Genomic DNA, 24,222 nt, shown 5'->3' with positions numbered 1-24,222 from the left:
TGTCCTGCAACGCTGGGCCTCAGGTCCCCGGGACCACTCGGAGCATCCCGCCGTACGGCCTGCAGCCCACCTTACCTCGATTCGAACATATGTTCCAGTCAGAGTCCGATCGATCTAAGATAGGCGTCGCCCAGGTTCCCCGCGCCCAGGATCGCGCTCCACGCCCCGAGCACCATGAACGGCCCGAACGGCACAGCCGTCTTGCGACCCGCCTTCCCGCCCACCATGAGCAGCACCCCGGCCACGGCCCCGAGCACGAACCCGAGGAATGCGCCGACCAGGAAGGTTCCCCACGTCAGGTACGCCGTCATCGCGCCCACCAGCCCGGACAGCTTCACGTCCCCGAACCCCATGCCGCCGGGCGCGACGTACCAGACCACGAAGAAGAACACCCCGAGGATCGCGCCCCCCTCGGCCGCCCGCAGCAACGCGTGCCCGTCCCCACCGATCGCCAGCAGCACCGCCAGCACCGGGTACGACGGCAGCACGATCGCGTCCGGCAACCGGTGCACGTCGAGGTCGATCAACGCCAGCGCGAGCGACACGGCCGCGAACGTCAGGTACGCCGGCAGCAGCCGCAGCCCGTCGTCGTCGGTCCCGAGCCTCAGGGCCACCAGTGCGAACATCAGTCCCGTGCCCGCCTCGACCAGCGGGTACCGCGCACTGATCGGCTCCACGCAGTCGAAGCACTTCCCCCTCAGCACCAGCCACCCGAGCACGGGCACGTTGTGCCGGTTCCGGATCGCATGCCCGCACCTCGGGCACGCCGACGGCGGGCTCACCACCGACTCCCCCGCCGGCACGCGGTGCGCCACGACGTTGAGGAAGGACCCGATGGCCAGCCCGAGGAGGCCGGCGATCGCCGGGACTGCGATGGTGAGGAACTGTTGCTCGGTCAGCGCTGATGACTCCAGCTCAGGACGGTGATCTGCCTCTTCGGTGGAACGGGGACACCGGTCGGGTCCCACACCTGGACCCTAGCGGTGAGGCTGACCGGATCGGACGCGCTGCACGTCGACTTGCCGAGGCAGACGTGCACCTTCAGGTGAACGGTCGTGTTGTTGTAGCCATAGCCTGGCGAGTTGTCCGGGATCTCGAAGACGGGACCTGTGTACCGGGGATTTCCGGTGTTGACGTCGAACTCGACCCGGCGGGCGACCACACCGAACTTGGCGACCTCGGCACTGAAGTTGCTCAGCACGATGCTGAGGTCGGCCAACGGCGCGTAGGTCGTTCCCTGCAGGTACATGTTGATCTTGTTGTTGCCGGAGGGGTCCGTCGAGAGCAGCGGGCACGAGGTGCCGGTCGCGATGCACGTGCCGGACTCACCGCGCAGCACTGGGACGAAGTACTTCAGGTCCAGCGTGATCGGGCCGACGGTCGTCGTTGCGTTGTTCTGCTTCGCGTTCGCCGTGTACTCGACGGTCGCGCCGGTGTAGCCGGCCAGTCGGACCGCCTTCTGCAGGTCGGTGAGGTTCGTTCCCGTGATCGGGATGTCGGTCGTCGTGGAGCTCGTGGTGGCCGTGATCGGCGTCGCCAGGCTCCAGGCGCCGATCGTGAGCTTGGCATTGCCGGCGAAGTTCGCGCCCGTCGCCGGCTCCGTGTGCGTGACGTGCAACGTCGCCTGGGTCAGGATCGAGCCCGTAGGGACAGTCCGGCTCGGCTGGAAGCCGTCGATCTTGAGGATGCTCGACGACTGGCTGGCGGTGGTCGTCTTCCACGTGGCGCCCGGTCCGCCCGCCTTGAGGTTGGCGACGGTGGCGCCCGTGAAGGACCCCGCCGACACGACGCTGCCGCCGTTGCTGATGTCCCGCGCTGTGTCGGTCACGGCGGTCGGTGTGCTCCCGGTCTTGAGCCCGTAGAGCTCGATGGGCGGGCGGTCGCTGTGGTAGCTGGCACACAGCTCCATGTGGGCGCCGGTGCTGCCATTGCCGTTGAGGAACATCCGGCTGTTGCCGCCGAAGACGAACTGCACGCCCTGGGCGTTGATGTCGGTGATCGGGCTCTGGCAATTCCCCGGGATCAGGCCGTCGGCGTCGGTCGGCAGCGGGGACGGCGGCTTGGCGAGGACGGCTCCGGTAGTCGGGTTCGTCGGGGTGCCGCCGAGGACGTCGGTGCCGCGAGGGACTGACCAGATGTTGGTGTTGGCGGGGTAGACGCCGTCCGGGCAGACGTCGGTGCAGGTCTCGTCGTGGAAGTCGAAGTAGTAGTTGCCCGGCTTGAACCACATGACGCGGCACAGCCCCATCGCGTCGTTGAGCTCCTTGGCGCTGTCGTAGTAGCCCGGGGTGAAGGTGGCCACTCCCCCGGAGCAGCTCGTGGGAGGCGTCTGCAGCGCCGGCACGGTGGAGCCGAGCTCGTGGCCGTAGTTGGGGTCGTCGACCGGCGCCACGCCACCGCAGGTCTTGGTCGCTGTTCCCGTCACCGTGGTCGCCGAACACGACCCGGTCGCCCGGACGTCCCCTGCGTCGACGCTCACCGGTCCGATGATGTCGCCATCCGCGTAGATGCCACCATGGACCTTCAGCGCGTCGGACGCGGTCAGGTGACCGTTGGCATGGGTGCCCGCATCCCCCAACGTGACGATGGCGTACCCCGGCTTGTTGGAATCGTTGATCGGGACCGGCGACCCCTGCTGACCCGTTCCGGCCTCGCCCGTGCACTCGACGAAGGCCGAGGACGTCTTCACCGTCCCGGTCGCCGGGTAGAAGTTGTTGAGGGCGATCTTGTCCGTGAGGTCTGCTCCCAGGGTGCCCCCGAAGCAGCCCTTGCCGCCGAGAGCGTTGTCGAACCCGCTCGGGCTCGTGGTGAAGCCGTAGCCGGTGCGCAGGTCGTTGATCGCGATGTTGCCGGCGGCGTCGGCCGCGTACGACGTGCCGGCCACGTCGCGCAGAGTCACGGTCGCCCGGAGGCTGCCGTCGCCTCGGATCAGGACCGCCCCGACGACCAGGGCGATCGTGGTCGTGATGAGCAGGGCGAAGATGAGCATCGCGCCCTCGTCGTCGCGACGACGGAGCCTCCACCGGATCATGTCTGCCTCCGCTCGCCCGAGAGGGTTGCGCTGTAGGTGCTGCTGGCGTCGCGGCTGTCCTTGTCGTGGGACGTCAGCGTCATGGTGACGAGCACCGGCACGTTCGCGCCGGCGCCATTGCACTTGTCGGACCCCGAGGTGCCGTCGGCGCGGACGCACACCACCGTCGGGATGGCCGAGAGGTTCTTGGCGACCGTCACTCGCGAGTCGAGGTGCGACCCCGAGCAGCGGACCCGCACCAGGTTGTACGGCGCGCTGGCGCCCTGCCGGAGGTAGGTGACGGTGACCTTGGTCGGGGTGTCCGGCGACGCCGGGGCGTACTCCGTCCAGGCCAGCGTCACGAGGTTCGCGGCAGACGGCAGCGAGCAGCTCACCAGGCTTCCCGTGTCGGGCGACTCCACCGACTGCTGCAGCGGGAAGGAGTGACTGGGCCGGTCGTAGGTCGTCGAACGACGCCCGATGCTGGCGACGTCACGCTGCCAGTACGCGGAGGCGAACTGGACGTCGTGGGACTCGGTCAGCCGGGTCTCGACCGTGACGGTGGTCCTGAGGTAGCTGACGACGACTCCGGTCAGGGCAACCACGATGATGCCGACGATCGCCACGGTGAACACCAGCTCGATGAGGGTGAACCCGTCCTCGGCGCGATGGGCACGACGTTCCCGGATGCTCAGCTGGTGCATGGCGCCACACTCGGGTCGCAGGGCTTCCGGACCACGATGGTCAGGACCTCGTCCACCTTCCTGGACGCGTTCGCGTCAGGACTGGTGACGTGGAGCGTGACCAGCTGGACACCGGTGTCCGTCGTGCAGGCGGAGCTGGCCCCGGTGGGCCCGACGCTCCGCGGCTTGTCGTGGGACAGTCCCGACCCGGCAGGAAGGCCCGTGAGGCGGCCCTTCACCGTCGCGCTGAGGTAGGCGTCGGCCGCCGGGCAGCTGGCGTAGTGGCCCGCGGCGACCCAGTCCTGCACGGCCTCGGCCAGGCTCCGCACGTAGGCACCGTTGGTCGTCGACTTCCGCTGGATGTCGGACGCCTTGACCGTCATCGCAAGGCCCGTCATCACCGCGACGCCGGCGATTCCGAGGATGACGACCGCGACCAGGAGCTCGACCAGGGTCTCACCCCGGTCGTGCCCTCCAGGATCGGCGGAGTCGCAGAGCATCAGACATCCACCTGCTGGAAGATGCCGTACATCGCCGACACCAGAGCCACGGCCACGAAGCCGACGATGGCGCCCATCACGATGATCACGAGAGGCTCGAAGAGCGCCGTCAGCTTGTTGATCTTGTAGTCGAGCTCGTCCTCGTAGTACTCGGCGGTGACCTCGAGCTGGGTGTCCATCGACCCGGTCTCCTCCCCGACCCGGAGCATCGAGGTCGCCGTGCCCGGGAAGAGCCGCGTCCGCGCCAGCGGCGCGGCGAGGCCCTGGCCTTCCAGGAGCTGCTCGGTGACACCGTTGAGGCGCTTGATGAAGACCCGGTTCCGCAGCGAGTCGATCGCCACGGTGATCGCCTCCGGCAGGTTGACCCCGGCGGAGACCATCGACGCCATGACCCGGCAGAACCTCTCGACCAATGCGTACTGGATCGTCTCGCCGAGGACGGGCACCTTGAGCAGGAATGCGTGCCAGACGTACTTCCCTCGCTCGAACCGCTGGGAGACCACGAACAGGACGGCCCACGCGGCAATCCCAGCCACGATCGCCCACCACCAGTTGCCGAGGAAGTCCGTGGTCCACAGCAGCATGCGTGTGGGCAACGGGAGCTCGGCGTGCAGCTCGGCGAAGAACACCTTGAACTTCGGCAACACGTAGATCGCCAGGACCAGCACGGTGACGACCGACATCACCGCCACCGCCATCGGGTACATCAGGGCCGACTTGATCTTCCGCCGTGCCTCGAGGTCGCGCTCCAGGTAGATCGCCAACCGTGCCAGGACGGTGTCGAGCTCACCGGTCAGCTCGGCCGAGCGGACGATGCCGCGATAGAACTCGGGGAACACCTTCGGATAGCGCTCGAGGGTGTCGGAGAACCGCTCGCCCGTGCGCAGCCCGTCCTCGATGTCGTGCATCATCCGGCGCACCGACGAGTTCTCGCTCTCGGCTCCGATCGAGTGCACGGCGTCGAGGATTGGCAGGCCGGCGCGCAGGAACGCTGCGATCTGCCGGGAGAGGTGCATGACCTCGTCCTTCTTGATCCGCGGACCCGAGATCTCGTACTGGAGGATGCTCTTCCTCTCGGTGACCCGCAGGTCCCGCAGGTCGCGCTGGTAGAGGGCCACCTCCGCGTCGCCGCGGCTCGCTGCCTTCTCGGTGCCCTTGACCCGCTTGCCTTCCAGGTCGACTCCGGCGAATGCGTACTTCGGCATGTTCAGACCCCCGCGACGTAGATCGAGCGCATGACTTCGGCGGCCGTGGTCGTGCCGTCGGTGACCAGGCGGACCGCCTGCTCCTGGAGGGTTCGCATCCCCTGGCTCCGGGCGAGCTTGCGCATCTGGTCGTGCGGCGCCCGGTCGACGATCAGCTCGCGGACCTCGTCGGTGACGACGAGCATCTCGTAGACACCGATCCGCTCCAGGTAACCGGTGTGGGCGCAGAAGTGGCACCCGGTGCCGTGGTGCCAACCGCCGATCGGCTCCTGGCCACCGAACTGATGGACGAAGGCGAGCTCGTCGGGCGAAGGCTCGTAGGCCTCGAGGCACGACGTGCAGCTGCGGCGCACCAGGCGCTGGGCGACGACGGCGGTCACGGAGGACGCGATCAGGAAGGCCTCGATGCCCATGTCGAGCAGGCGGTACAGGGCGGAGACCGCCTCGGTCGCGTGCAGCGAGGAGAGCACGAAGTGGCCGGTGAGCGCGGACTGCACGGCGATCCTGGCGGTGTCGACGTCACGGATCTCGCCGACCAGGATGACGTCGGGATCCTGGCGCAGGATCGACTTGAGCCCGCCGGCGAAGGTGATGCCAGCCGCTTCGTTGATCTGGATCTGGTTGATCGAGTCGAAGGTGTACTCGACCGGGTCCTCGATCGTCATGAGGTTCTTGTCGAGGCTGTTCAGCTCCCCGAGCGACGCATAGAGGGTCGTAGTCTTGCCACCACCGGTCGGACCGGCGCAGATCACCATGCCGTACGGCGAGTGGATCAGCTGGGAGTAGCGCTCGGCCGTGTCGGCGGGCATGCCCAGCTGCTCGAGCTTGAAGAGTGGGCGGCTCTTGTCGAGCACCCGCATGACGACCTTCTCGCCACCGACGACGGCCGTGGTCGAGACCCGGATGTCGACCTCGCGCCCGTCGACGTCCATGGTGATCTGGCCGTCCTGGGGACGTCGTCGCTCGACGATGTTCATCCCGCCGAGGATCTTCACGCGGCTGACGATGGCCGGTCCGATCGATGCGGGCAGGTCGAGCACCTCGGTGAGCGCGCCGTCGATGCGATACCGCACGCGGACCCGGTCCCCCGTCGGCTCGACGTGGATGTCGGACGCGCGGTCGCGCAGCGCCTGGGTGATCACCGACTGGACGACCCGGACGACCGGGGCCTCCTCGTTGACGCTGACGTCGGTGAGACCCTCGGCCTCTCGGCGCAGCACGTCCCGGGCCTCGAAGGCCTGGACCTGGCCGCCGACCTCGTGGGTCGCCCGGTAGGACGTCGCGAGGCCTCGCTCGAGGTCCCGGCGGGTCGCCACGAGGGCACGGACCGGCTTGCCCAGCACGGCCGCGATCGCCTCGACGCGTTCGGGGGCCGGGTCGAGCACCGCCACGACCACACCGGTGTCGTCGAGGGTGATCGGGAGCGCGTCGAGGGTGACCGCCTGGTCCCGGGTGAGCAGCGCGAGCGCGTCCGCTGCCGGCTCCAGCGCACGGAAGTCCGCAAGGGCGACCCGGTGGTGCTCGGCCAACGTCCGGGCAAGAACGTCGTCCGTGATCATGCCGCTCGCGATGAGCTTCTGCCCCAGCGGACCGTCCTGCTCCCGGACCGCGTCGAGCTGGTACGGCCGGACGTGACCGGCGGCGACCAGGATGCTGCCGAGGCGCTCGTCGTCCTCGACCGAGCGCGGAACGGCGGCCGGCGCCTCGACCTTGCTGTGCTTGCCCTTCAGCCTCATCTGACGTGGCCCCGCCTCACTGCCCAGCGCCGACCCCCGCGGCGAACCGCGGGCGGGCGTCGATGTCCTTGGGGTAGAGGCTGCGGGCGACCGCCTCCTCCTCGCTGACGACGCCCTGCTGGATCAGCTGCGAGAGCGACTTCTCCAGCGTCACCATGCCGTCCTGGGTACCTGTCACGAGGGAGTTGCGCAGCTGGTGCGTCTTCCCCTCCTTGATCAGGTTGCGCACGGCGGGCGTCGCGACGAGGACCTCGTACGCCGCGATCATGCCGCCGCCGATCCGCGGGATGAGCCGCTGGTAGACGACGCAGGAGAGCGCGGCTGCGAGCTGGACCCGGATCTGGGATTGCTGCTCGGCGGGGAACACGTCGATCATGCGGCCCAGCGACTGGGCGGTGTCATTGGTGTGCAGGGTCGCGAAGACGAGGTGGCCGGTCTCGGCAACGGTGAGGGCGAACTGGATGGACTCGAGGTCGCGCATCTCGCCGACGAGCAGGACGTCGGGGTCCTCGCGGAGCACCGAGCGCAGTGCGTTGCGGAAGCTCTCCGTGTCGGTGCCGACCTCGCGCTGGTTGACCGCCGCCATCTTGTGGTCGTGGACGTACTCGATCGGGTCCTCGACGGTGATGATGTGGCAGCCGCGATTGGTGTTGATCAGGTCGACCAGCGACGCGAGGGTGGTCGACTTTCCGGAGCCGGTCGGTCCGGTCATCAGGATCAGGCCCTGGTGCCTCATCGACAGGTCACGGAGTACGGCGGGCAGGCCGAGCTCCGCCGGCGTCGGTACGGAACGCGGGATCATCCGCAGCGCGACGGCGGTCAGTCCTCGCTGGGTGAAGGCGTTGCCGCGGATCCGGGCATGCTCACGCCAGGAGAAGGAGAAGTCGTACTCGTGACTCGACTCCCAGACGTCGCGCTGCTCGGCGGTGAGCACCTCGGACAGGAGGGCGTCGGTGTCCTCGCGGGTGAGGGTCGTCTCGCCCGGGATGGGGGCGAGCGTCCCGTCGACGCGGATCATCGGCGGCAGGCCGACGGTGAGCATCAGGTCGGTGCCGCGGACGTTCCACAGCGCCTCGAGCATCTGGTCGACGCGGGCGCCGATGCGGTGGGGGTGGTGGAACACGGGCGTGCCTCTCGGGTCGAGCCGGTTGGAGGACGAGGAGGGCCGCCGTCGAGACGACGGCCCCCCTGGGACTTCCGTCGATCAGCAGCCGCTCGCCGACACGACGCCGGTCGTCGTGTCGACCGCGATGCCCTCGGAAGCCGGCGGCGCCTCACGCAGGTAGTTCTTGAGAACGAGGTCCGCGACGCTGTAGTAGGCGGTGTCCTGGGCGTAACCAGCCTCAGCGGCGACCTCGACAGTGTGCTTGTCGGCCTTGCAGGCCGCCGTCTTGCCTCGGTCGGTGATGCCACGAACGCCGAAGACCACGATCGCGGCCAGGACGCCCAGGATCACGATGACGATCAGGAGCTCGATGAGAGTGAAGCCGCTGTCGTTGCGGCGGGCCGCGGATACGCGGTCAGTGAGTCGGCGCATGCCAAAGCCTCCGGTAGGAGAGAGGGTTGATGAGAAAGGAGCAGCCCCCGAGCGCTGATGACTAGCAAACGCTGACCGCGACGCGTCGTCATGGCTTTTCCATTTTCTTTACCGCCGTTTGGGTACACCTCCGGAAACGCCGGAATTTCACGACGGGTCGTGCTACGTCACCGCGGTGACGTGGGCCACACTGAGCCCGTGGCTACGCCGAAGGCTCCCTCGAAGCAGTCCGTCCTCAACCTGTGGGACTTCCTCGTCAAGGGCGGAATCGCCGACCTGACCCGGACCCCGTCGGAGGTGATCGACACCGGCCGGACGCGCGAGCTGCACCGCTACGACAAGGCGAAAAGCGTGCGCAGCAAGGGGATTCCGGTCCTGCTGGTGCCGCCGCTCGGCTCGCAGGCGAAGTGCTTCGACCTACGCCAGGGGCTCTCGCTGGCCCAGGCCTTCGTCGATCGCGGGCGGCCGACGTACCTCGTCGACTACGGACCGCTCAAGGGCGAGGACCGGCTGGTCGGGATCGAGCACTTCATCAACGAGGTGCTGCCGCCGGCGATCCGCAAGGTGTCCGAGGACGCCGGCGGCAAGGACGTGCACCTCGTCGGGTGGTGCATGGGCGGCCTCCTCTCCCTCGGTACGACGGCCGTCCACCGCGACCTGCCGGTCCGCTCGGTCGCCATGGTGGCCAGCCCGTTCGACCTGTCCAAGCAACCACTGCTGCGGCCGGTCCAGGTGGCCTCGAAGGTCACCCGCGGCAAGGTGGTCGGCTCCGCGCTCAAGGTGGCGGGCTCGGTGCCGGCGCCGGTGGTGAGCATCGGGTTCAAGGCGACCGCGCTGCCGACGTACCTCAAGAAGCCCCGCACCCTCTGGAACAAGCGTGAGGACCGCGAGTTCCTCGGTCAGGTGCAGGCCGTCGACCACATCATGAACAACATGCTGGCCTACCCCGGCCGCGCGACGCTGCAGGTCTACCAGCGCCTCGCCTTGCGCAACGAGCTCGCCACCGGGCGGATCCAGGGACCGAACCACCTCATCGACCTGTCGACGGTGACGGTGCCGGTGATGAACGTGGCCGGCAAGACCGACGTCCTCGTCCCGGCGGCCGCCGCGCACCACGTCGGCGAGCTGCTCACCAGCTCCCCCGACGTCCGGCTCCCGCTCGCGCCCGGCGGCCACCTCGGCGTGCTGACCGGCACCAAGGCACCCGAGACGACGTGGGTCCACCTCCACGAGTTCCTGGAGACCCACGACCGCAAGCGGAAGTAGCGGCGTCTCGATACGCCCTCGGCTAGCGCCTCGGGCTACTCGACGACCTCGGCGGGGCGCCGCAGCGCCCGGTCCACCACGAACGGCAGGTGCCGGATCGCGACGGCCGCGAGCCGACTGTCGCGCCCCGGTACGACGAGGAACCCGCGCCGACGCCGCAGCGCACTGATCAACGTCGAAGCCACTGCCTCGGGGCTGAGGGTGGCGACGCTCTCCTCCGCGGCGAGCACCTCGGCCGGCTTGTGGCGGTTCTCCTCGTCGAAGCCGGGTGTGAGCGTGTTGGGCGGGCACAGCACCAGCACGCGCAGGCCGTAGGGGCGGACCTCGCGGCGCAGCGCCTCGGAGAACCCGATCACGCCGAACTTCGTCGCGCTGTAGACCGTGTAGCCGAAGACCCCGGCCAGGCCGGCCATCGACGACGTCGTCACGATGGTGCCGCGGCCAGCACCACGCAGGTGCGGGAGCACCGCACGGCAGACGTTGATCGTGCCGAGGAGGTTGGTCGCGACCATGCCGGTCACGTCCTCGGCGGGCAGGTCCTCGAGGTAGCCCGGCCGCGCGTACCCCGCCGTCGTCACCACCAGGTCCGGTACGCCGACCTCGGCGACCAGCGCGTCGACCACGGCGCCCGTCCCGGCGGCGTCGGTCACGTCCACCGCGCGCGCGAGCGCCCCGGATCCCAGCCGGGCCAGCGCCGCGTCGAGCTTGGCCGCCGACCGTGACAGCACGACGACCTGTCGCCCCTCGGCGACCAGCCGCTCCGCGACAGCGAGGCCGATCCCCTCCGAACCACCGAACACGAACGCGATCCCAGACATGGGGGCAAGACTGGCAGACGGCTACGGGCGTCTCGAGACGGTTGCTGCGCAACCTCCTCGACGACCGGGGTCGCTCAGTGCCCGACGTGCTCCTCGAACACGAGGACCGTCTGGGTCGCGACCACCTCGGGCAGCGACTGGATCCGCTCGAGGACCAGCTCGCGCAGGTGCTCGGCGTCGCGGGCGCGGACCAGGATCACGCAGTCGAAGTCGCCGGCCACGAGCGCGACGTGCGCGGCCTCCTCCATCGCCCAGACCTTCGACCGGAAGGTCTTCCAGGTGTTCTGCTTGATCCGGACGTGGATGTACGCCGGCAGGCCGAGCCCCAGCGCCGCGTGGTCGACGTCGATGGTGAAGCCACGGATCACGCCGGTGTCGACCAACCGCTTGACCCGCGCGTACGCACTGGCCCGGCTGATCCCCAGCCGCTCGGCGACCTCCCGGATCGAGGTCCGGGAGTCGGCACGCAGGATGTCCAGGATTCCACGGTCGACGCCATCCATGCGAGACAGATTGCCACCGATCGGCGCCCAGCGACAGCCAAACGTCCGGAGCCGCTCGCAATTATGTGGACCGCGTCACAGACTGCAGTCATGTTCGAGGAAGGCCAGTACTTCGCCCCCGTGACCGCCGACGAGGACGGATCGCTCAAGGTCCACCTCGGTGCCGACCACCCGGGGTTCGCCGACCCGGCGTACCGCGCTCGTCGCGACGCCCTCGCCACCCTTGCCAGCAACTGGCGTCCCGGCCAGCCCTGCCCGACCGCGGAGTACACCGCCGACGAGCACGAGGTGTGGCGCGTGGTCAGCGAAGCGCTGGTGACCAAGCACCGTGCGTACGGCTGCCGCGAGTTCCTCGACGGCAAGGAGTCGCTCGGCCTCCCGATCGACCGGATCCCCCAGCTCGCCGAGGTCAGCGACTGGCTCGCTCCGCTGACCGGCTTCAGCTACCGCCCCGCCGCAGGTCTGGTCCCGCTGCGCGACTTCTACGGCGCCCTGGCCGACAAGGCGTTCTGGTCCACCCAGTACGTCCGCCACCACTCCGTGCCGCTCTACACCCCCGAGCCCGACGTGCTGCACGAGGTCGTCGGCCACGGCAACACCCTCGCGAACCCCCGCTTCACCGCGCTCTACGAGCTCGCCGGCCAGGCATCGCGCCGGGTCCGCACCACCGAGGCGCTCGAGTTCGTCAGCAAGGTCTTCTGGTTCACCCTCGAGTTCGGCGTGCTGTGGGAGTCCGGCGAGCTCAAGGCGTACGGCGCCGGCATCCTCTCCTCCCCCGGCGAGATCGAGGCGTTCCGCGGCATGACCATCCGCCCGCTCGACATCGGCGCGATGGGCACCCAGCTCTACGACATCACCGACTACCAGGACGTGCTGTACGTCGCGGACTCGTTCACCCAGCTCGAGGACGTCGTCGGCGGCTTCTGGGCCGAGTGCACCGACGACTCGATCGCGGAGATCCTGGCCCGCACCCCGGCCCACGCCTAGCGTCTCGATACGTCCTCGGCTAGCGCCTCGGACTACTCGACGACCTCGAGCCCGCCCAGGCGACCAGCTCGCGCGCCGGCCCCTCGGGCGGGTGCGGCCCGCCCTTCCAGACCGCGTGCAGGCGGCGGGTGAGGTCGAGGCCGGTGACGGTGATCCGCACCAGCCGGCCGGTGGCCAGGTCGTCGCGTACGGCGTGCGCGCCGACCGCGGCGGGACCGGCTCCGGCGGCGACGGCGGCCCGCACGGCTGCGGTGCTGGAGAGCTCGAGGGCCGGGGTCGCGCCCGGCAGGTCGGCGAGAGCCCGCTCCAGGACGGTGCGGGTACCCGACCCCGCCTCCCGTACGACGAGCGGCGTGGCCGCGAGCGTCTCGGCACTGACGCGCCGGCGGGAGCGCCCGGCCCAGGGGTGGTCGGGGCCGACCACGACGAGCAGCTCGTCGGTGCCGACCAGACGCCGGCGCAGGCCACGCGGGGCCTCGGGCCCCTCGACGAACCCGAGGGCCACGTCGCCGGCCTCGACCAGCTCGGCCACGCGGGCGCTGTTGGTCGCCGTCATCCGGACCTCGGTCGGCTGCTGGCCGCGCTGCACCTGGTGGGTGCGCAGGCCGACCAGCCAGCCGGGCAGCAGGTGCTCGGCGATGGTGAGGCTGGCGGCGATGTCGAGGTGCCCGCGGCGATCGGCCCGCAGGGCGGCGATGCCGGCGTCGAGCTCCTGGGCGGCGTCGAGCACGCGGTCGGCCCACTGGACGACCAGCTCGCCGGTCGGCGTCAGCTCCGAGCCGCGCTTGCTGCGGGCGACGAGTGGCTCCCCGACCAGCGCCTCCATGGTCCGCACCCGCGAGGACGCGGCCTGCTGGCTGATGCCGAGCTCGGTCGCGGCGGCCCCCAGCGAACCGGTCCGCGCGACGACGACGAGCAGCTCCAGCGCGCGCAGGTCCGGGACGTGGGGGCCGATCACCGTCACAACGATACGTTGTGAGAACCGTCCGGCACTGCAGGAAGTACGACCCGGAACCGCGCGCCGCTCCCCCGCGAGTCCACCACCTCGACCGAACCGGCCACGGTGGCGGCGATCCGCCTGCTCAGCGGCAGCCCGAGGCCGGTGCCGCCGCGACCGGAGAACCCGGGCTCGAACACCCGGTCCCGCACCCCGGGTGCCAGCCCCGGCCCGTCGTCCTCGACCTCGATGACGACGGAGCCGCCCGCCCGTCGCACCTCGACATCGACCCTGGACACGGCGAACCGCGCGGCGTTGTCGACCACCGGGCCCAGCACCCGCACCAGCACCGCCGCCGGTACGACGACCGCTGCGCCCGGCTCGACGTCGGCGACCAGCTCCGCCGACCCGCCGACGATGCCACGCAGCTCGTCGAGCACGTCCCCGACGTACGTCGCGTCGCCGTGCGACGCGCGCTCGCGAGCCACGGCCAGCAGGGTCGTGATCGTCTCGCTCATCGAGCGGGCCAGGCCGAGCACCCGGGCCAGGTCGGCCCGTTCCTCCGGCGTCCCGCCGCCCCGCAGCTCCAGCAGCTCGACGGTCCCGATGATGCCGGTGAGCGGGGTCCGCAGCTCGTGGGCGAGCTCGGAGGTCAGTCGCTGCTCGGACTCCAGCGCCCGCGCGACCCGGTCGAGCAGCCCGTCGAGCGTCGTCGCGAGGTGCGCCAGCTCCGGGCCGTCGGGGACCTCCCCGAACCGCCGGCCGACGTCGTGGGCACTCCAGTCCGCGGCCCGGTCCGCCATCGTCGCGACCGGTCGCAGCGCCTGCGAGGTGATCCGGCTCGCGAGCAGGCCGCTGGCCAGCAGGACGACGGCACCGGCCACCACCGTCGCCAGCAGGGCGTACCGCTCCGCCCGCTCGTAGGGCTCGGTCGGCTCCGCGACCACCACGACGCCGTGCCACCCGGCGGGCGTGCGGAACGGCGTCGCCCGCAGCCGCACCCGCTCGTTCGGTGCGAGGTCCCGCACCGAGGTCACGCGCGCCAGCCGGTCGGCTCCGGCGCGCTCGGACGCGGCGAGCGTGTCGACCACGACCGACCCGGCGGCGTCGTACACCCGCACTCCCGGCTCAACGCGCCCGGACAGTGCCGCAGCAGGCGATCCGTCGGAGCGCGCGACCGCGATCACCGTGTCGGTGCGTGCCTCGAGGACGCGACCGACGTCGCGCTCGGCCGTCAGCGCGAGCACGATCTGGATCCCGCAGCCGACGGCGACCATGACGGCCAGCATCAACAGCACCGTCGAGACCACGATCCGCCTGCGCACGCGGCCAGCATGGCAGGCTGGACGGCATGGCGCGGGTGGGTGTGTGCGAGGACGACCCCGAGATCCGCCGCGTCGTGGCCGACGCGCTCCGGCTGGCGGGACACGAGCCGGTGGTCGCGCACGACGCCGGCGAGGCGATGCGGCTGCTCGGCGCCCCGGCCCAGCTGGCCGCCCTGATCCTCGACATCGGCCTGCCCGACGGCGACGGCCGCGACCTGTGTCAGGCGCTGCGGGCCGGCGGCCAGGAGGCGCCGGTGCTCTTCCTGACCGCGCTCGACGCGCTCCACGACCGGCTCGCCGGCTTCGGCGCCGGGGCGGACGACTACCTGGTCAAGCCGTTCGCGGTGAAGGAGCTGCTCGCCCGGGTGGACGTGCTGGTACGCCGCAGCGCGCCGGCCGCCGCTCCGGCGCACGAGGTCCGGCTGGACCCGACCCGGCACGCCCTGGTCGACGGGTCGGGCGAGGTCGCGCTCAGCCCGACCGAGTTCCGGATCCTGGCCACGCTGATGGCCCGCCCGGGCGAGGTCGTCCGGCGCGCCACGCTGGTCGCCGCTGCCTGGCCCGACGGCGCGATGGTCAGCGAGAACACCCTCGACTCCTACCTGCGGAGGGTCCGACGCAAGATCTCCGAGGTCGACATGGCGGCGGAGATCACCACCGCCCGCGGCGTCGGTTACCGCTTCGAGCAGTCAGGTTCCTGACAGGTTGGGTCGGCCACCCTCGGCCCATGTCCACGACAACCTCGACAACACCGTCCCGCTCCACGCGGGCCCTGCTGCTGAACAAGGTCCCGGAGGTCACCGCCTGGTTCTGGATCATCAAGATCCTGTGCACCACGGTGGGTGAGAGCTTCGCCGACTGGATCAACGTGAACCTCGGTGTCGGCCTGGTCCGCACCGCCGTCATCTTCACCGCCGTCTTCGCGGTCACCCTCGCCGTCCAGATGCGCGCGCGGCGCTACGTCCCCGCCCTGTACTGGCTGACCGTCGTGGTCGTCAGCGTGACCGGCACCCTCTACACCGACATCCTCACCGACCAGCTCGGCGTACCCCTCTGGATCAGCACCACCGTCTTCTCGGTCGCCCTCGCCGCGGTGTTCGGCATCTGGTGGGCCCGCGAGCGCACCCTGTCGATCCACAGCATCGTCAGCACGCCGCGCGAGGCCTTCTACTGGCTGGCCGTCCTGGTCACCTTCGCCCTCGGCACCGCCACCGGCGACTGGACCCTCGAGCTCACCGGCTGGGGTCCCGGCCGCTCGGTCCTGCTGCCGCTCGGCCTGATCGCCGCGGTCACCGCCCTGTGGCGCTTCGGCGCCAACCCGGTGCTGTCGTTCTGGGTCGCCTACATCCTCACCCGCCCGCTGGGCGCCAACACCGGCGACTGGCTCGCCTCGCCCAAGTCCGAGCAGGGCCTGGGGCTGGGCACCTTCGGCACCAGCGCCGTGTTCCTCGGCACCATCCTGGCCACGGTCGTGCTCCTCACGGTCACCCGCAGCGACGTCACCGAGCGCCGCACGGCCCCCGACGAGCCGTCGTACGACGCCACACCGGCCCGCGAACGCGTCGCCCTCGTCGGGTTCGGTGCCCTCGCGGCGCTCACCGTCGGGCTGCTCGCCTACACCAACAGCCAGCCGCACGTCAGCGCGCTCGACGCCGAGGAGGGCAAGGCACCGTCGTGCGCGGCCGGCTCGATCAGCGCCGGCGAGGCCCACACCCGCGCAGGTACGGCGTTCCCGGCCTCGACGACGGCCGGCTACCGCACCATCGTCGAGGACACCCGCCAGCTGGTGGCGAGCGGCGACCAGAACGGCGCGGCCAAGCGGATCACCGACCTGGAGACCGCGTGGGACAAGGACCAGTCCGACCTGCAGCCGGCCGACTGCGCGACCTGGGACGTCTTCGACCACCAGATCGACGACGTCCTCACCTCTGTCCGGGCGAGCCAGCCGAAGGCCACCGCCGAGGAGTCGGCGATCGACACGTTGCTCACGACCCTCCCGTGACCGGGGTCACGATGCTCACAAGATGACCTTGTGAGCACCCAACCACAACCTCGTTCTGTGAGCCGGCGCCGACGTCCATGATCGTCAACATGACTCTTCGTGTAGCGATCGTGGGCGGCGGCCCGGCCGGCATCTACGCCGCCGACATCCTCACCAAGTCCGAGACCGACGTCTCGGTCGACATCCTCGAGCGGCTCCCCGCGCCCTTCGGCCTGGTCCGGTACGGCGTCGCGCCGGACCACCCGCGGATCAAGGAGATCATCAAGGCGCTCCAGCGGGTGATCGCCAAGCCGGAGGTGCGCTTCCTCGGCAACGTGGAGTACGGCGTCGACGTGAAGCTCGAGGACCTGCGCGAGTTCTACGACGCGGTGGTCGTCTCGACCGGCGCGATGGCCGATCGCGACCTCGGCATCCCCGGCGAGGAGCACTCGTACGGCGCCGCCGACTTCGTGTCCTGGTACGACGCCCACCCGGACGTGCCGCAGACCTGGCCGCTCGAGGCCACCAGCGTCGCCGTCGTCGGTGTCGGCAACGTGGCCCTCGACGTGGCGCGGGTGCTGGCCAAGACCGGCGACGAGATGCTCGTGACCGACATCCCGGCCCACGTCCACGCGGGCCTGGCGGCCAAGACCATCACCGACGTGCACGTCTTCGCGCGCCGCGGCCCGGCGTACGCGAAGTTCTCGCCGCTGGAGCTGCGCGAGCTCAACCACTCGCCCAACGTCGAGGTGATCGTGCACCCCGAGGGCTTCGACGTGGACGAGCACGGCATGGCCCACATCGCCGAGCACAAGTCGCAGAAGATGGTGCTCAACACGCTCACCAGCTGGGTCGGGGCCGACCCGGTGGGCAAGCCGCACCGGATCCACCTGCACTTCGCCGAGGCGCCCACCGAGATCGTCACGGGCGCCGACGGCAAGGTCACCACGCTGCGCACCGAGCGCACCCACTCCCCTGACGCCGACGGCCGGGTCGAGGGCACCGGCGAGGTGACCGACTGGGACGTCCAGCAGGTCTACCGCGCCATCGGCTACCGCAGCAGCCCGCTGCCCGGCCTGCCCTTCGACGACCGCGCCGCGGTCATCCCGAACGACGGCGGCCGGGTCCTCGACATCGACGGCACCCCGATCCCCGGCACCTACGTCACCGGCTGGATCAAGCGCGGTCCGGTGGGCCTGATCGGCCACACCAAGTCCGACGCGGCCGAGACCGTCGGGCACCTGCTCGCCGAGACGCAGCAGACGGCCACCGCGCGTCGTACCGAGGACGTCGACGCGTACTTCGCCGAGCGCGACGTCGACGTCGTCACCCACACCTCGTGGGAGCGGCTCGACGCGCACGAGGTCGCCCTGGGCGAGGCCGAGGGCCGGGCCCGGGTGAAGGTGGCGACCCGCGAGGAGATGCTGGCCGCCGGGCGCGCCTGATCGACTGACACCCGCCGCTGGGGCGGGACACAGCGGCCACACAGGGAGGCTCCGCAGCATCGAGGGCATGACCCGTCACCCCCTCGCCCTCGGCACCGTCGCCCTGCTGCTCGTCGCCACCGGCGCTGGCAGTGCTGCCGTCGCCTCCCGCCTGCTGGAGACCGACCCCGCCCCGATGCCGAGCGCGGCGACCACCGAGGTCCCGACGACGCCGACCGTGCCCACGACGCCGTACGTCCGGCGCCAGTCGTACACCCCCGGCACCGCGGGCCAGGAGGCGGCGGACGCGACCGACGAGCAGTCGACCGGCATCGTCGAGATCTCCTCGACGCTCACCAACGGCACCAGCGCCGGCACCGGGCTGGTCCTCGACTCCGTCGGCACGGTCGTCACCAACCACCACGTCGTCGAGGGCGCGACCTCGATCGAGGTGACGGTGGTGACGACCGGGAAGGCCTACACCGCGCGGTACGTCGGCGGGAACGCCACCACCGACGTCGCCGTCCTGCAGCTGGAGGACGCGAGCGGCCTGACGCCGGTCGACCTGTCCGACACCGCGGCCGCGGTCGGCGACGAGATCACGTCCGTCGGCGACGCGGGCGGCGACGGCGGCTCGCTGACCGCGTCCCCCGGCACCGTCGCCGCGCTGCACGACGACATCACCGTCGAGAGCACCGACGGATCCGCCGGCGGCACCGCCCTCACCGACCTGATCCGGATGGACGCGTACGTCGTCCCCGGCGACTCCGGCGGCGCGGTCCTCGACTCCGGCGGCGAGGTCGTCGGCATGAACGTGGCCGCGTCGAGCGGCACCGGCAACGTCACCGGCTACGCGATCCCGATCACGACCGTGGAGCGGGTGGTCGCGCAGATCGAGGCCGGCGACACCAGCGACGGCGTCGAGCTCGGGTACGACGGCTTCCTCGGCGTCGCCCTCGACCCCTCCGCGGCCACTCCCCTGGTCGTCGAGGTCACCGGTGCGAGCGCCGCCGCGGCCGCGGGCATCGCCGTCGGGGACACGATCACCCGCGTCGACGGCACCGCCGTGAGCACGACCGACGAGCTGCGTGCCGCCATCGCCGCCCACACGGCCGGCGACTGGGTCACGGTCACCTGGACCACGGCGGCGGGGGCCACGAGGTCCGCGACGGTCGCCCTGGGCGAGGCGCCGGTCGCCTGAACCACGGGACCTCGGCCGTCAGACCAGGTCCACGTGCCACGCGTCGTACGCGTAGACCCAGTCGGCGTCGGCCGACGACTTGAGCCAGGTGTTGCCCCGCGAGCCGATCTGGATCCGGCTCGTGCGGGGCAGGCGTGCGGCCTCGTACGCCTTCAGCCCCTGGCCCACGTCGGCGCCGCCGTCGGCGATCGCCCGGGTCAGCACGACCGCGTCCTCGATGGACATCGCGGCGCCCTGGGCCATGAACGGCATCATCGGGTGGGCCGCGTCGCCGATCAGGGTGGCCCGGCCGACGGACCACTGCGGCAGCGGGTCGCGGACGTAGAGCGCCGACTTGAGCACGGAGTCGCAGGCGTCGAGCAGGGCCCGGGCCTCGGGGTGGAAGTGCTCGTACATGGCGCGCAGCTCGACGACATCACCCGGCGTCGTCCAGGACTCCTCGGTCCAGGACTCCTGCGGGGTCGTCGCGAAGATGAACGTGTCCCGCCCGCGGTTGAGCGGGAAGGTGACGATCTGCGTCTCCGGGTCCGGTCCCCACCACTTGGTGAAGGCGTCCAGGTTGGGGACGTCGAGCCGGTCCGAGGGGACGACCGCGCGGAACGCCACGACCCCCGTGAAGTCGGGGTTCTCCTTGCCGAACAACGCGGATCGGACGCTCGAGTGGATGCCGTCGGCGCCGATCACGACGTCCACCTCGGCCTCCGCCCCGCCGTCGAAGCCCAGTCGCACGGGACCGTCGGGGTCCTGCTCGAGAGTGGTCAACCGGTGGCCGAGCCGGATCACCTCGGACGGCAGCTCCTGCTCGAGGGCCGAGAGCAGGTCGGCGCGGTGGATGGTGAGCTGGGGGGCGTCGTACTTCCGCTCGGCGACCTCGCCCATCTCCAGGCGCGAGGTCTCCTCCCCTGAGTCCCAGGTCCGACTGATCCGGTACGTCGGCCGCGCGGCCGTGTCCCGGATGGCCGCGCCCACCCCGCCGCCGAGCCCGTCGAGGGCGCGGACCGCGTTGGGCGTCAGGTTGATGTCCGCGCCGACCCGGCCGAACTCGGGCGCCTGCTCGAACACGGTGACCGCGATCCCCTGCGCCCGGAGGCCGATGGCGGCGGCCAGGCCACCGATCCCGCCTCCGACGATGCCGACGTGCATGCTCATGTCCTGCTGCCTTTCAGTCAGCCCAGGCGATCGGCCCGGACGTGCCCAGATAGATGCTCTTCTGGCGCTGGTACGCGCGGATCGCGCCCAGGCCCTTCTCACGGGTGGATCCGCTGTCCTTCGTCCCGCCGAACGGGGTCGCGATCGACAGCTGCTTGTAGGTGTTGACCCAGACAGTGCCCGCGTCGATCGCCCGGGCGATGCGCCAGGCGCGAGCGAAGTCCTGGGTCCAGATGCCGCACGCCAGCCCGTACGACGTGTCGTTGGCCGCCGCGACCAGCTCCTCCTCGTCCCGCCAGCGCAGCGCGACCAGGACCGGCCCGAAGATCTCCTCGCGCACGACAGCCGCGTCGGCCGGGAGTCCGTCGATCACGGTGGGCCGCAGGTAGCTGCCGGCCGCGAGCGCAGGGTCGGACGGCCTCACCCCACCGGCCCGGAGGGTGCCGCCGGCGGCGAGGCCGTCGGCGATGAAGCGCTCGACGGAGTCGCGGTGGGAGGCCGTGATGAGCGGTCCGAGCTGGGTGCCCTCGGCCCGGGGGTGCCCGACCCGCAGCGCCTCGGCGCGCTCGGCCACCCGCGCCACCACCTCGTCGTAGACGCTGTCGTGGACGAACAGGCGCGAGCCGGCGATGCACGACTGCCCCTGCGAGCTGAAGATGCCGTAGAGGATGCCGTTGACGGCGACGTCGAGATCGGCGTCGGGCAGCACGATGGTCGGCGACTTCCCGCCGAGCTCGAGCGAGGTCGTCTTGAGCAGTCGGGCGGCGGTGGCGGCCAGCTCGCGGCCGGTGTCGGTGCCACCGGTGAAGGACAGGTGCCCGACGCCGGGGTGCTCGACGATCGCCTGGCCGACGGTCCGACCGGGCCCGGGCAGCACGCTGACCAGTCCCTCCGGGAACCCCGCCTCGAGCAGCAGCGCGCCGAGCTCGAGGGCGAGCAGCGGTGTCCACGCGGCTGGCTTGAGGACGACGGCGTTGCCCGCAGCCAGCGCGGGTGCGACCTTCTGGGCATCGGAGGCGATCGGGCTGTTCCACGGGGTGATCGCGCCGACGACACCGATCGGCTCGTGCACCGAGAAGCTCAGGTAGTCACCGCGCGAAGGCGGGATCGCGCCCTCCTGGGTCTCGAGGAGTGCCGCGACGTAGCGGAACGTCCCGGCGGCGCTGGCCACCAGGGCACGCGTCTCGGGCAGCGGCTTGCCGTTGTCGCGGCTCTGCAGCAGCGCCAGCTCCTCGCTACGGGCCTCGATCAGGTCGGCGGTCCGGGCCAGGTGGCGGGCCCGCTGGTGCGGGAGCATCGTTCGCCACGCGACGGCCGAGCCGGCTGCCTCGCCCCGGCGGACGGCGACGTCGACGTCGGCCGGCACGGCGCCGGCCAGAGAGGCGATCGTGCTGCCGTCGGCCGGATCGGTGGCCACGATCTCGGCACCGGCCCCCTCGACCCACTCTCCACCGACGAGGATCCGCCCTTCCGGGGCGAGACGGTCGCTCATGCCGGTGCTCCCGGGACGTGCACGGGCGGGGTGAAGGGACGCGGCATCGGCGGGTACGCCGCCAGGTCGACCTCGACGACGACCGGGCCACCCAGCGCGACCGCCTGCTCGAAGGTGGCCGCGACGTCACCGGGTTCGGCGATCCGCAGGTGGGCCAGCCCCATCGAACGGCACAGCCTGGCGTAGTCGGGCGTCAGCAGGTCGACGCCCGAGCGCGGGCTGCCCAGCGACTCCTGCATGTTGCGCAGCACCCCATAGCCGCCGTCGTTGAACACGACGAGCACCAGCCACGGCGCCTCCTGCGCGAGCGTGGTCAGCTCACCGAGGTGGACGGCGAGGCCGCCGTCACCGACGATGCCGACGGTCGGCTGGTCCGGGCGGGCCAGCGCGGCGCCGATGGCCATGCCGAGTCCCTGGCCGATTCCGCCGCCGCGGGGGAAGACGTTGCTGCGGGGGTCGTGAATCTCGAGCAGCCGGTTGCCCCACGAGCTGGACGCGATGGTGACGTCCCGGGCGACGACGGCGTCGCGCGGCAGCACCTTGCGCAGGGCGTCGGCGAAGGCGGCGTGCTCCCCCAGCCCGGCGCGCTGGGTCTCGCGGACCGCGGCGCGGGTCACCCGAACCCGATGCCCCCAGACCGGGCTCGGCGCGGCGTCGGCGGCCACCAGTGCATCAAGCACGGCCTCGAGGAAGGCCGTGGCGTCGGCGACGACCCCCACGGTCGCCGGGTAGACCCGGCCGATCGCGTCGGGGTCGAGGTCGACCTGGACGTGCGTCGTGGGGACGACGAGGCCGTAGTCGCCGGTCTCGTTGGACCGGAAGTGGGTGCCGATGCTGAGCAGCAGATCGGCGTCAGCGAGCAGGCTGCGGCCGGCGGGCGTGGTGGCGTAGTTGCCGACGCACAGCTCGTGGTCCTCAGACACCGCACCCCGGCCGGAATTGCTCGTGAACAGCGCGGCACCGGTCAGCTCGACGAGTCGCCGCAACACCTCCCCACAACGAGACACCCCTCCGCCCGCCCAGATCGCCGGTCGCTCGCTGGCCCGCAGCAGGCTCACCACCTCGGCCACCCGAACCGGGTCCACCGTGGCGGCCGCCGCACGGGTCGCCTCGGCCGGGAGGGGCGCCGGGACGGCGTACTGCAGGTCGATCGGCCACTCGACGCTCGCCGGGCCGCCGGGCGCGGTGAGCGCCTGCTCGACCGCCTGCTGCAGCAGGACGCCAGCCGACGCGACGTCGGGCACCGTGACGGCGTGCTTCGAGACCGCCGTCAGCATGCCGAGCTGGTCCTTGGTCTCATGGATGAAGCCGCGCCCCGAGCCGAGGTACGGCGTGTCCACCTGCCCGGTCACGTGCAGCACCGAGGTGCCGGCGCTGAGCGACTCGACGAGCGAGCCGGCCGCGTTGCCGGCGCCGGTGCCGGTGCTGGTCAGCGCACAGCCCAGTCCGCCCCGGGCCCGGGCGTAGCCGTCAGCCGCGTTGACCGCGGTCGCCTCGTGCCGGACCGGCACGAACCGGAGGTCGCGGTCCACGGCCTCCACCAGCGGGAGGTTGTGGACGCTGACGATGCCGAAGACGGTGTCGACGTCGTAGCGGCGCAGCAGGTCGACGAGCAGGTCGCCGCCGGTGCGGCCCGGTGCCGGGCTGGTCATGGGTGCTCCTCGGGAGGGGTGGAAGGGATCAGAACAGGCCGCGCGAGACGCCGCCGCAGACGTCGAGCGCCGCCCCGGTGACGTACGACGAGCGCGGGGACAGCAGGAACGCGATCGCCGACGCGACCTCCTCGGCGCGGCCGAAGCGGCCGAGTGCGATGCCCCGGTCGGCGGCGATCTCGCGCTCCCACGTGGCGTAGTCGCGGGTGTCGCCGGAGCCGTCGTAGCGGCGGCGCCACTGGCCGGTGTCGACCAGGCCCAGGCACACCGAGTTCACCCGGACGCCGCGCGCGGCGTACTCGACGGACATCGACTTGGTCAGGTTGAGCAGGCCGGCACGGGCCGCGGACGTCGTCACCAGCCGCGGCTCGGGCTGCTTGGCCAGCACCGCGTTGACGTTGACGACCGAGGCCGCCGGTGACTTCTCGAGCCAGGGCAGCGCCTCCCCGAGGACGTTGAGCACGCTGCTGAACTTGAGGTCGAGCTCGTCGAGGAAGTCGGCGACACGGACGTCGGCGAGCCCCGCCATCCGGGACTGACCGGCGTTGTTGACGACGCCGTCGATGCCGCCGAAGGTCTCGCCCGCGTCGGCGACCAGCGCCGCCACCGCGTCGGCGTCCCGCACGTCGCAGACCTGTGCCACGAGGTTCTCGGGTGACCCGAGCGACGCGACCGCCGCGTCGAGCGCGTCGGCCCGGCGCCCGCACGTGACGACGCGCGCCCCCTCGGCCAGCAGCAGCCCGACGGTGGCGAGACCCACCCCTGAGCTGCCGCCGGTGACGAGGTAGGTGCGGTCGCGCAGCTCCAGGTCCACGG

The 24,222-nt window shown here is 71.2% G+C and carries 22 protein-coding genes; 6 read left to right on the top strand and 16 right to left on the bottom strand.

The genetic code is table 11. The features are described 5' to 3' along the window. Positions 1 to 98 precede the first annotated feature (98 nt). From ACZYRU_RS08770 to ACZYRU_RS08735, 8 genes are all read right to left on the bottom strand, one after another. Complete coding sequence (locus ACZYRU_RS08770; protein ID WP_488956702.1) at positions 99 to 968, bottom strand: prepilin peptidase; 870 nt, start codon at positions 966 to 968, stop codon at positions 99 to 101. After that, positions 896 to 3,031 carry a hypothetical protein gene (locus ACZYRU_RS08765; RefSeq protein WP_488956701.1) on the bottom strand — a complete coding sequence of 712 codons (2,136 nt, stop codon included), beginning with the start codon at positions 3,029 to 3,031 and terminating at the stop codon, positions 896 to 898. The genes ACZYRU_RS08770 and ACZYRU_RS08765 overlap by 73 nt, the downstream gene beginning before the upstream one ends. Then, positions 3,028 to 3,714: a PulJ/GspJ family protein gene (locus ACZYRU_RS08760; protein ID WP_488956700.1), complete on the bottom strand. Its 687-nt coding sequence runs from the start codon at positions 3,712 to 3,714 to the stop codon at positions 3,028 to 3,030. Before ACZYRU_RS08760 ends, ACZYRU_RS08765 begins: the two co-directional genes overlap by 4 nt. Beyond that, positions 3,702 to 4,193, bottom strand: a complete 492-nt coding sequence (locus ACZYRU_RS08755) for a type IV pilus modification PilV family protein (RefSeq protein ID WP_488956699.1) — start codon at positions 4,191 to 4,193, stop codon at positions 3,702 to 3,704. Before ACZYRU_RS08755 ends, ACZYRU_RS08760 begins: the two co-directional genes overlap by 13 nt. Beyond that, positions 4,193 to 5,398 carry a type II secretion system F family protein gene (locus ACZYRU_RS08750; protein ID WP_488956698.1) on the bottom strand — a complete coding sequence of 402 codons (1,206 nt, stop codon included), beginning with the start codon at positions 5,396 to 5,398 and terminating at the stop codon, positions 4,193 to 4,195. Before ACZYRU_RS08750 ends, ACZYRU_RS08755 begins: the two co-directional genes overlap by 1 nt. Before the next feature lie 2 nt (positions 5,399 to 5,400). Beyond that, a complete protein-coding gene (locus tag ACZYRU_RS08745) occupies positions 5,401 to 7,134 on the bottom strand; it encodes a GspE/PulE family protein (protein WP_488956697.1) in 1,734 nt (577 codons plus the stop codon). Positions 7,135 to 7,150: 16 nt separating this feature from the next. Continuing rightward, entirely contained in the window at positions 7,151 to 8,257 is a 1,107-nt protein-coding gene (locus tag ACZYRU_RS08740; protein WP_488956696.1) for a type IV pilus twitching motility protein PilT, read from the bottom strand. An 81-nt stretch (positions 8,258 to 8,338) separates the two neighbouring features. Continuing rightward, complete coding sequence (locus ACZYRU_RS08735; protein WP_488956695.1) at positions 8,339 to 8,671, bottom strand: type II secretion system protein; 333 nt, start codon at positions 8,669 to 8,671, stop codon at positions 8,339 to 8,341. A gap of 198 nt (positions 8,672 to 8,869) precedes the next feature. Between ACZYRU_RS08735 and ACZYRU_RS08730 the strand changes: the two genes are divergently transcribed. Continuing rightward, the gene (locus ACZYRU_RS08730; protein WP_488956694.1) at positions 8,870 to 9,937 is read left to right on the top strand and encodes an alpha/beta fold hydrolase; all 1,068 of its coding nucleotides are present in this window, start codon (positions 8,870 to 8,872) and stop codon (positions 9,935 to 9,937) included. Positions 9,938 to 9,972: 35 nt separating this feature from the next. On the opposite strand, the gene ACZYRU_RS08725 is transcribed toward ACZYRU_RS08730, so the two are convergent. Both ACZYRU_RS08725 and ACZYRU_RS08720 read right to left on the bottom strand, forming a co-directional pair. Next, complete coding sequence (locus ACZYRU_RS08725) at positions 9,973 to 10,755, bottom strand: SDR family oxidoreductase (RefSeq protein WP_488956693.1); 783 nt, start codon at positions 10,753 to 10,755, stop codon at positions 9,973 to 9,975. 74 nt (positions 10,756 to 10,829) lie between these two features. Then, entirely contained in the window at positions 10,830 to 11,258 is a 429-nt protein-coding gene (locus ACZYRU_RS08720) for an Lrp/AsnC family transcriptional regulator (protein ID WP_488956692.1), read from the bottom strand. A gap of 90 nt (positions 11,259 to 11,348) precedes the next feature. Between ACZYRU_RS08720 and ACZYRU_RS08715 the strand changes: the two genes are divergently transcribed. Further along, the gene (locus ACZYRU_RS08715; protein ID WP_488956691.1) at positions 11,349 to 12,245 is read left to right on the top strand and encodes a phenylalanine 4-monooxygenase; all 897 of its coding nucleotides are present in this window, start codon (positions 11,349 to 11,351) and stop codon (positions 12,243 to 12,245) included. A 19-nt stretch (positions 12,246 to 12,264) separates the two neighbouring features. On the opposite strand, the gene ACZYRU_RS08710 is transcribed toward ACZYRU_RS08715, so the two are convergent. Both ACZYRU_RS08710 and ACZYRU_RS08705 read right to left on the bottom strand, forming a co-directional pair. Next, entirely contained in the window at positions 12,265 to 13,203 is a 939-nt protein-coding gene (locus tag ACZYRU_RS08710) for a LysR family transcriptional regulator (protein ID WP_488956690.1), read from the bottom strand. Positions 13,204 to 13,205: 2 nt separating this feature from the next. After that, on the bottom strand, positions 13,206 to 14,507 hold the full coding sequence (locus ACZYRU_RS08705) for a sensor histidine kinase (protein ID WP_488956689.1): 1,302 nt from the start codon (positions 14,505 to 14,507) through the stop codon (positions 13,206 to 13,208). Positions 14,508 to 14,533: 26 nt separating this feature from the next. Between ACZYRU_RS08705 and ACZYRU_RS08700 the strand changes: the two genes are divergently transcribed. From ACZYRU_RS08700 to ACZYRU_RS08685, 4 genes are all read left to right on the top strand, one after another. After that, positions 14,534 to 15,208 carry a response regulator transcription factor gene (locus tag ACZYRU_RS08700; RefSeq protein WP_488956688.1) on the top strand — a complete coding sequence of 225 codons (675 nt, stop codon included), beginning with the start codon at positions 14,534 to 14,536 and terminating at the stop codon, positions 15,206 to 15,208. A gap of 26 nt (positions 15,209 to 15,234) precedes the next feature. After that, a complete protein-coding gene (locus ACZYRU_RS08695; RefSeq protein ID WP_488956687.1) occupies positions 15,235 to 16,509 on the top strand; it encodes a COG4705 family protein in 1,275 nt (424 codons plus the stop codon). An 89-nt stretch (positions 16,510 to 16,598) separates the two neighbouring features. Further along, entirely contained in the window at positions 16,599 to 17,933 is a 1,335-nt protein-coding gene (locus tag ACZYRU_RS08690; RefSeq protein WP_488956686.1) for an FAD-dependent oxidoreductase, read from the top strand. 67 nt (positions 17,934 to 18,000) lie between these two features. Continuing rightward, the gene (locus ACZYRU_RS08685; protein ID WP_488956685.1) at positions 18,001 to 19,113 is read left to right on the top strand and encodes a S1C family serine protease; all 1,113 of its coding nucleotides are present in this window, start codon (positions 18,001 to 18,003) and stop codon (positions 19,111 to 19,113) included. An 18-nt stretch (positions 19,114 to 19,131) separates the two neighbouring features. Here the strand turns inward: ACZYRU_RS08685 and ACZYRU_RS08680 are convergent, their stop codons facing one another. The 4 genes from ACZYRU_RS08680 to ACZYRU_RS08665 are packed head-to-tail and all read right to left on the bottom strand — an operon-like array spanning position 19,132 to position 24,220. Beyond that, on the bottom strand, positions 19,132 to 20,262 hold the full coding sequence (locus tag ACZYRU_RS08680; RefSeq protein ID WP_488956684.1) for an FAD-dependent monooxygenase: 1,131 nt from the start codon (positions 20,260 to 20,262) through the stop codon (positions 19,132 to 19,134). Positions 20,263 to 20,275: 13 nt separating this feature from the next. Beyond that, on the bottom strand, positions 20,276 to 21,754 hold the full coding sequence (locus tag ACZYRU_RS08675; protein ID WP_488956683.1) for an aldehyde dehydrogenase: 1,479 nt from the start codon (positions 21,752 to 21,754) through the stop codon (positions 20,276 to 20,278). Then, positions 21,751 to 23,406 (bottom strand): thiamine pyrophosphate-binding protein, encoded by a 1,656-nt coding sequence (locus ACZYRU_RS08670; protein WP_488956682.1) that lies wholly within the window; start codon positions 23,404 to 23,406, stop codon positions 21,751 to 21,753. The genes ACZYRU_RS08675 and ACZYRU_RS08670 overlap by 4 nt, the downstream gene beginning before the upstream one ends. Positions 23,407 to 23,434: 28 nt before the next feature. Further along, on the bottom strand, positions 23,435 to 24,220 hold the full coding sequence (locus ACZYRU_RS08665) for an SDR family oxidoreductase (RefSeq protein WP_488956681.1): 786 nt from the start codon (positions 24,218 to 24,220) through the stop codon (positions 23,435 to 23,437). Positions 24,221 to 24,222: the final 2 nt, after the last annotated feature.

Source organism: Nocardioides sp. F233, assembly GCF_057813895.1.
This window is presented reverse-complemented; position numbering and strand designations above follow the sequence as displayed.

Bases quoted from the DNA above. Each gene is read 5' to 3' on its own strand.
- ACZYRU_RS08765 (WP_488956701.1), bottom strand. From the start codon at position 3,031: ATGATCCGGTGGAGGCTCCGTCGTCGCGACGACGAGGGCGCGATGCTC.
- ACZYRU_RS08760 (WP_488956700.1), bottom strand. From the start codon at position 3,714: ATGCACCAGCTGAGCATCCGGGAACGTCGTGCCCATCGCGCCGAGGAC.
- ACZYRU_RS08755 (WP_488956699.1), bottom strand. From the start codon at position 4,193: ATGCTCTGCGACTCCGCCGATCCTGGAGGGCACGACCGGGGTGAGACC.
- ACZYRU_RS08750 (WP_488956698.1), bottom strand. From the start codon at position 5,398: ATGCCGAAGTACGCATTCGCCGGAGTCGACCTGGAAGGCAAGCGGGTC.
- ACZYRU_RS08745 (WP_488956697.1), bottom strand. From the start codon at position 7,134: ATGAGGCTGAAGGGCAAGCACAGCAAGGTCGAGGCGCCGGCCGCCGTT.
- ACZYRU_RS08735 (WP_488956695.1), bottom strand. From the start codon at position 8,671: ATGCGCCGACTCACTGACCGCGTATCCGCGGCCCGCCGCAACGACAGC.
- ACZYRU_RS08725 (WP_488956693.1), bottom strand. From the start codon at position 10,755: ATGTCTGGGATCGCGTTCGTGTTCGGTGGTTCGGAGGGGATCGGCCTC.
- ACZYRU_RS08720 (WP_488956692.1), bottom strand. From the start codon at position 11,258: ATGGATGGCGTCGACCGTGGAATCCTGGACATCCTGCGTGCCGACTCC.
- ACZYRU_RS08715 (WP_488956691.1), top strand. From the start codon at position 11,349: ATGTTCGAGGAAGGCCAGTACTTCGCCCCCGTGACCGCCGACGAGGAC.
- ACZYRU_RS08700 (WP_488956688.1), top strand. From the start codon at position 14,534: ATGGCGCGGGTGGGTGTGTGCGAGGACGACCCCGAGATCCGCCGCGTC.
- ACZYRU_RS08695 (WP_488956687.1), top strand. From the start codon at position 15,235: ATGTCCACGACAACCTCGACAACACCGTCCCGCTCCACGCGGGCCCTG.
- ACZYRU_RS08690 (WP_488956686.1), top strand. From the start codon at position 16,599: ATGACTCTTCGTGTAGCGATCGTGGGCGGCGGCCCGGCCGGCATCTAC.
- ACZYRU_RS08685 (WP_488956685.1), top strand. From the start codon at position 18,001: ATGACCCGTCACCCCCTCGCCCTCGGCACCGTCGCCCTGCTGCTCGTC.
- ACZYRU_RS08680 (WP_488956684.1), bottom strand. From the start codon at position 20,262: ATGAGCATGCACGTCGGCATCGTCGGAGGCGGGATCGGTGGCCTGGCC.
- ACZYRU_RS08675 (WP_488956683.1), bottom strand. From the start codon at position 21,754: ATGAGCGACCGTCTCGCCCCGGAAGGGCGGATCCTCGTCGGTGGAGAG.
- ACZYRU_RS08670 (WP_488956682.1), bottom strand. From the start codon at position 23,406: ATGACCAGCCCGGCACCGGGCCGCACCGGCGGCGACCTGCTCGTCGAC.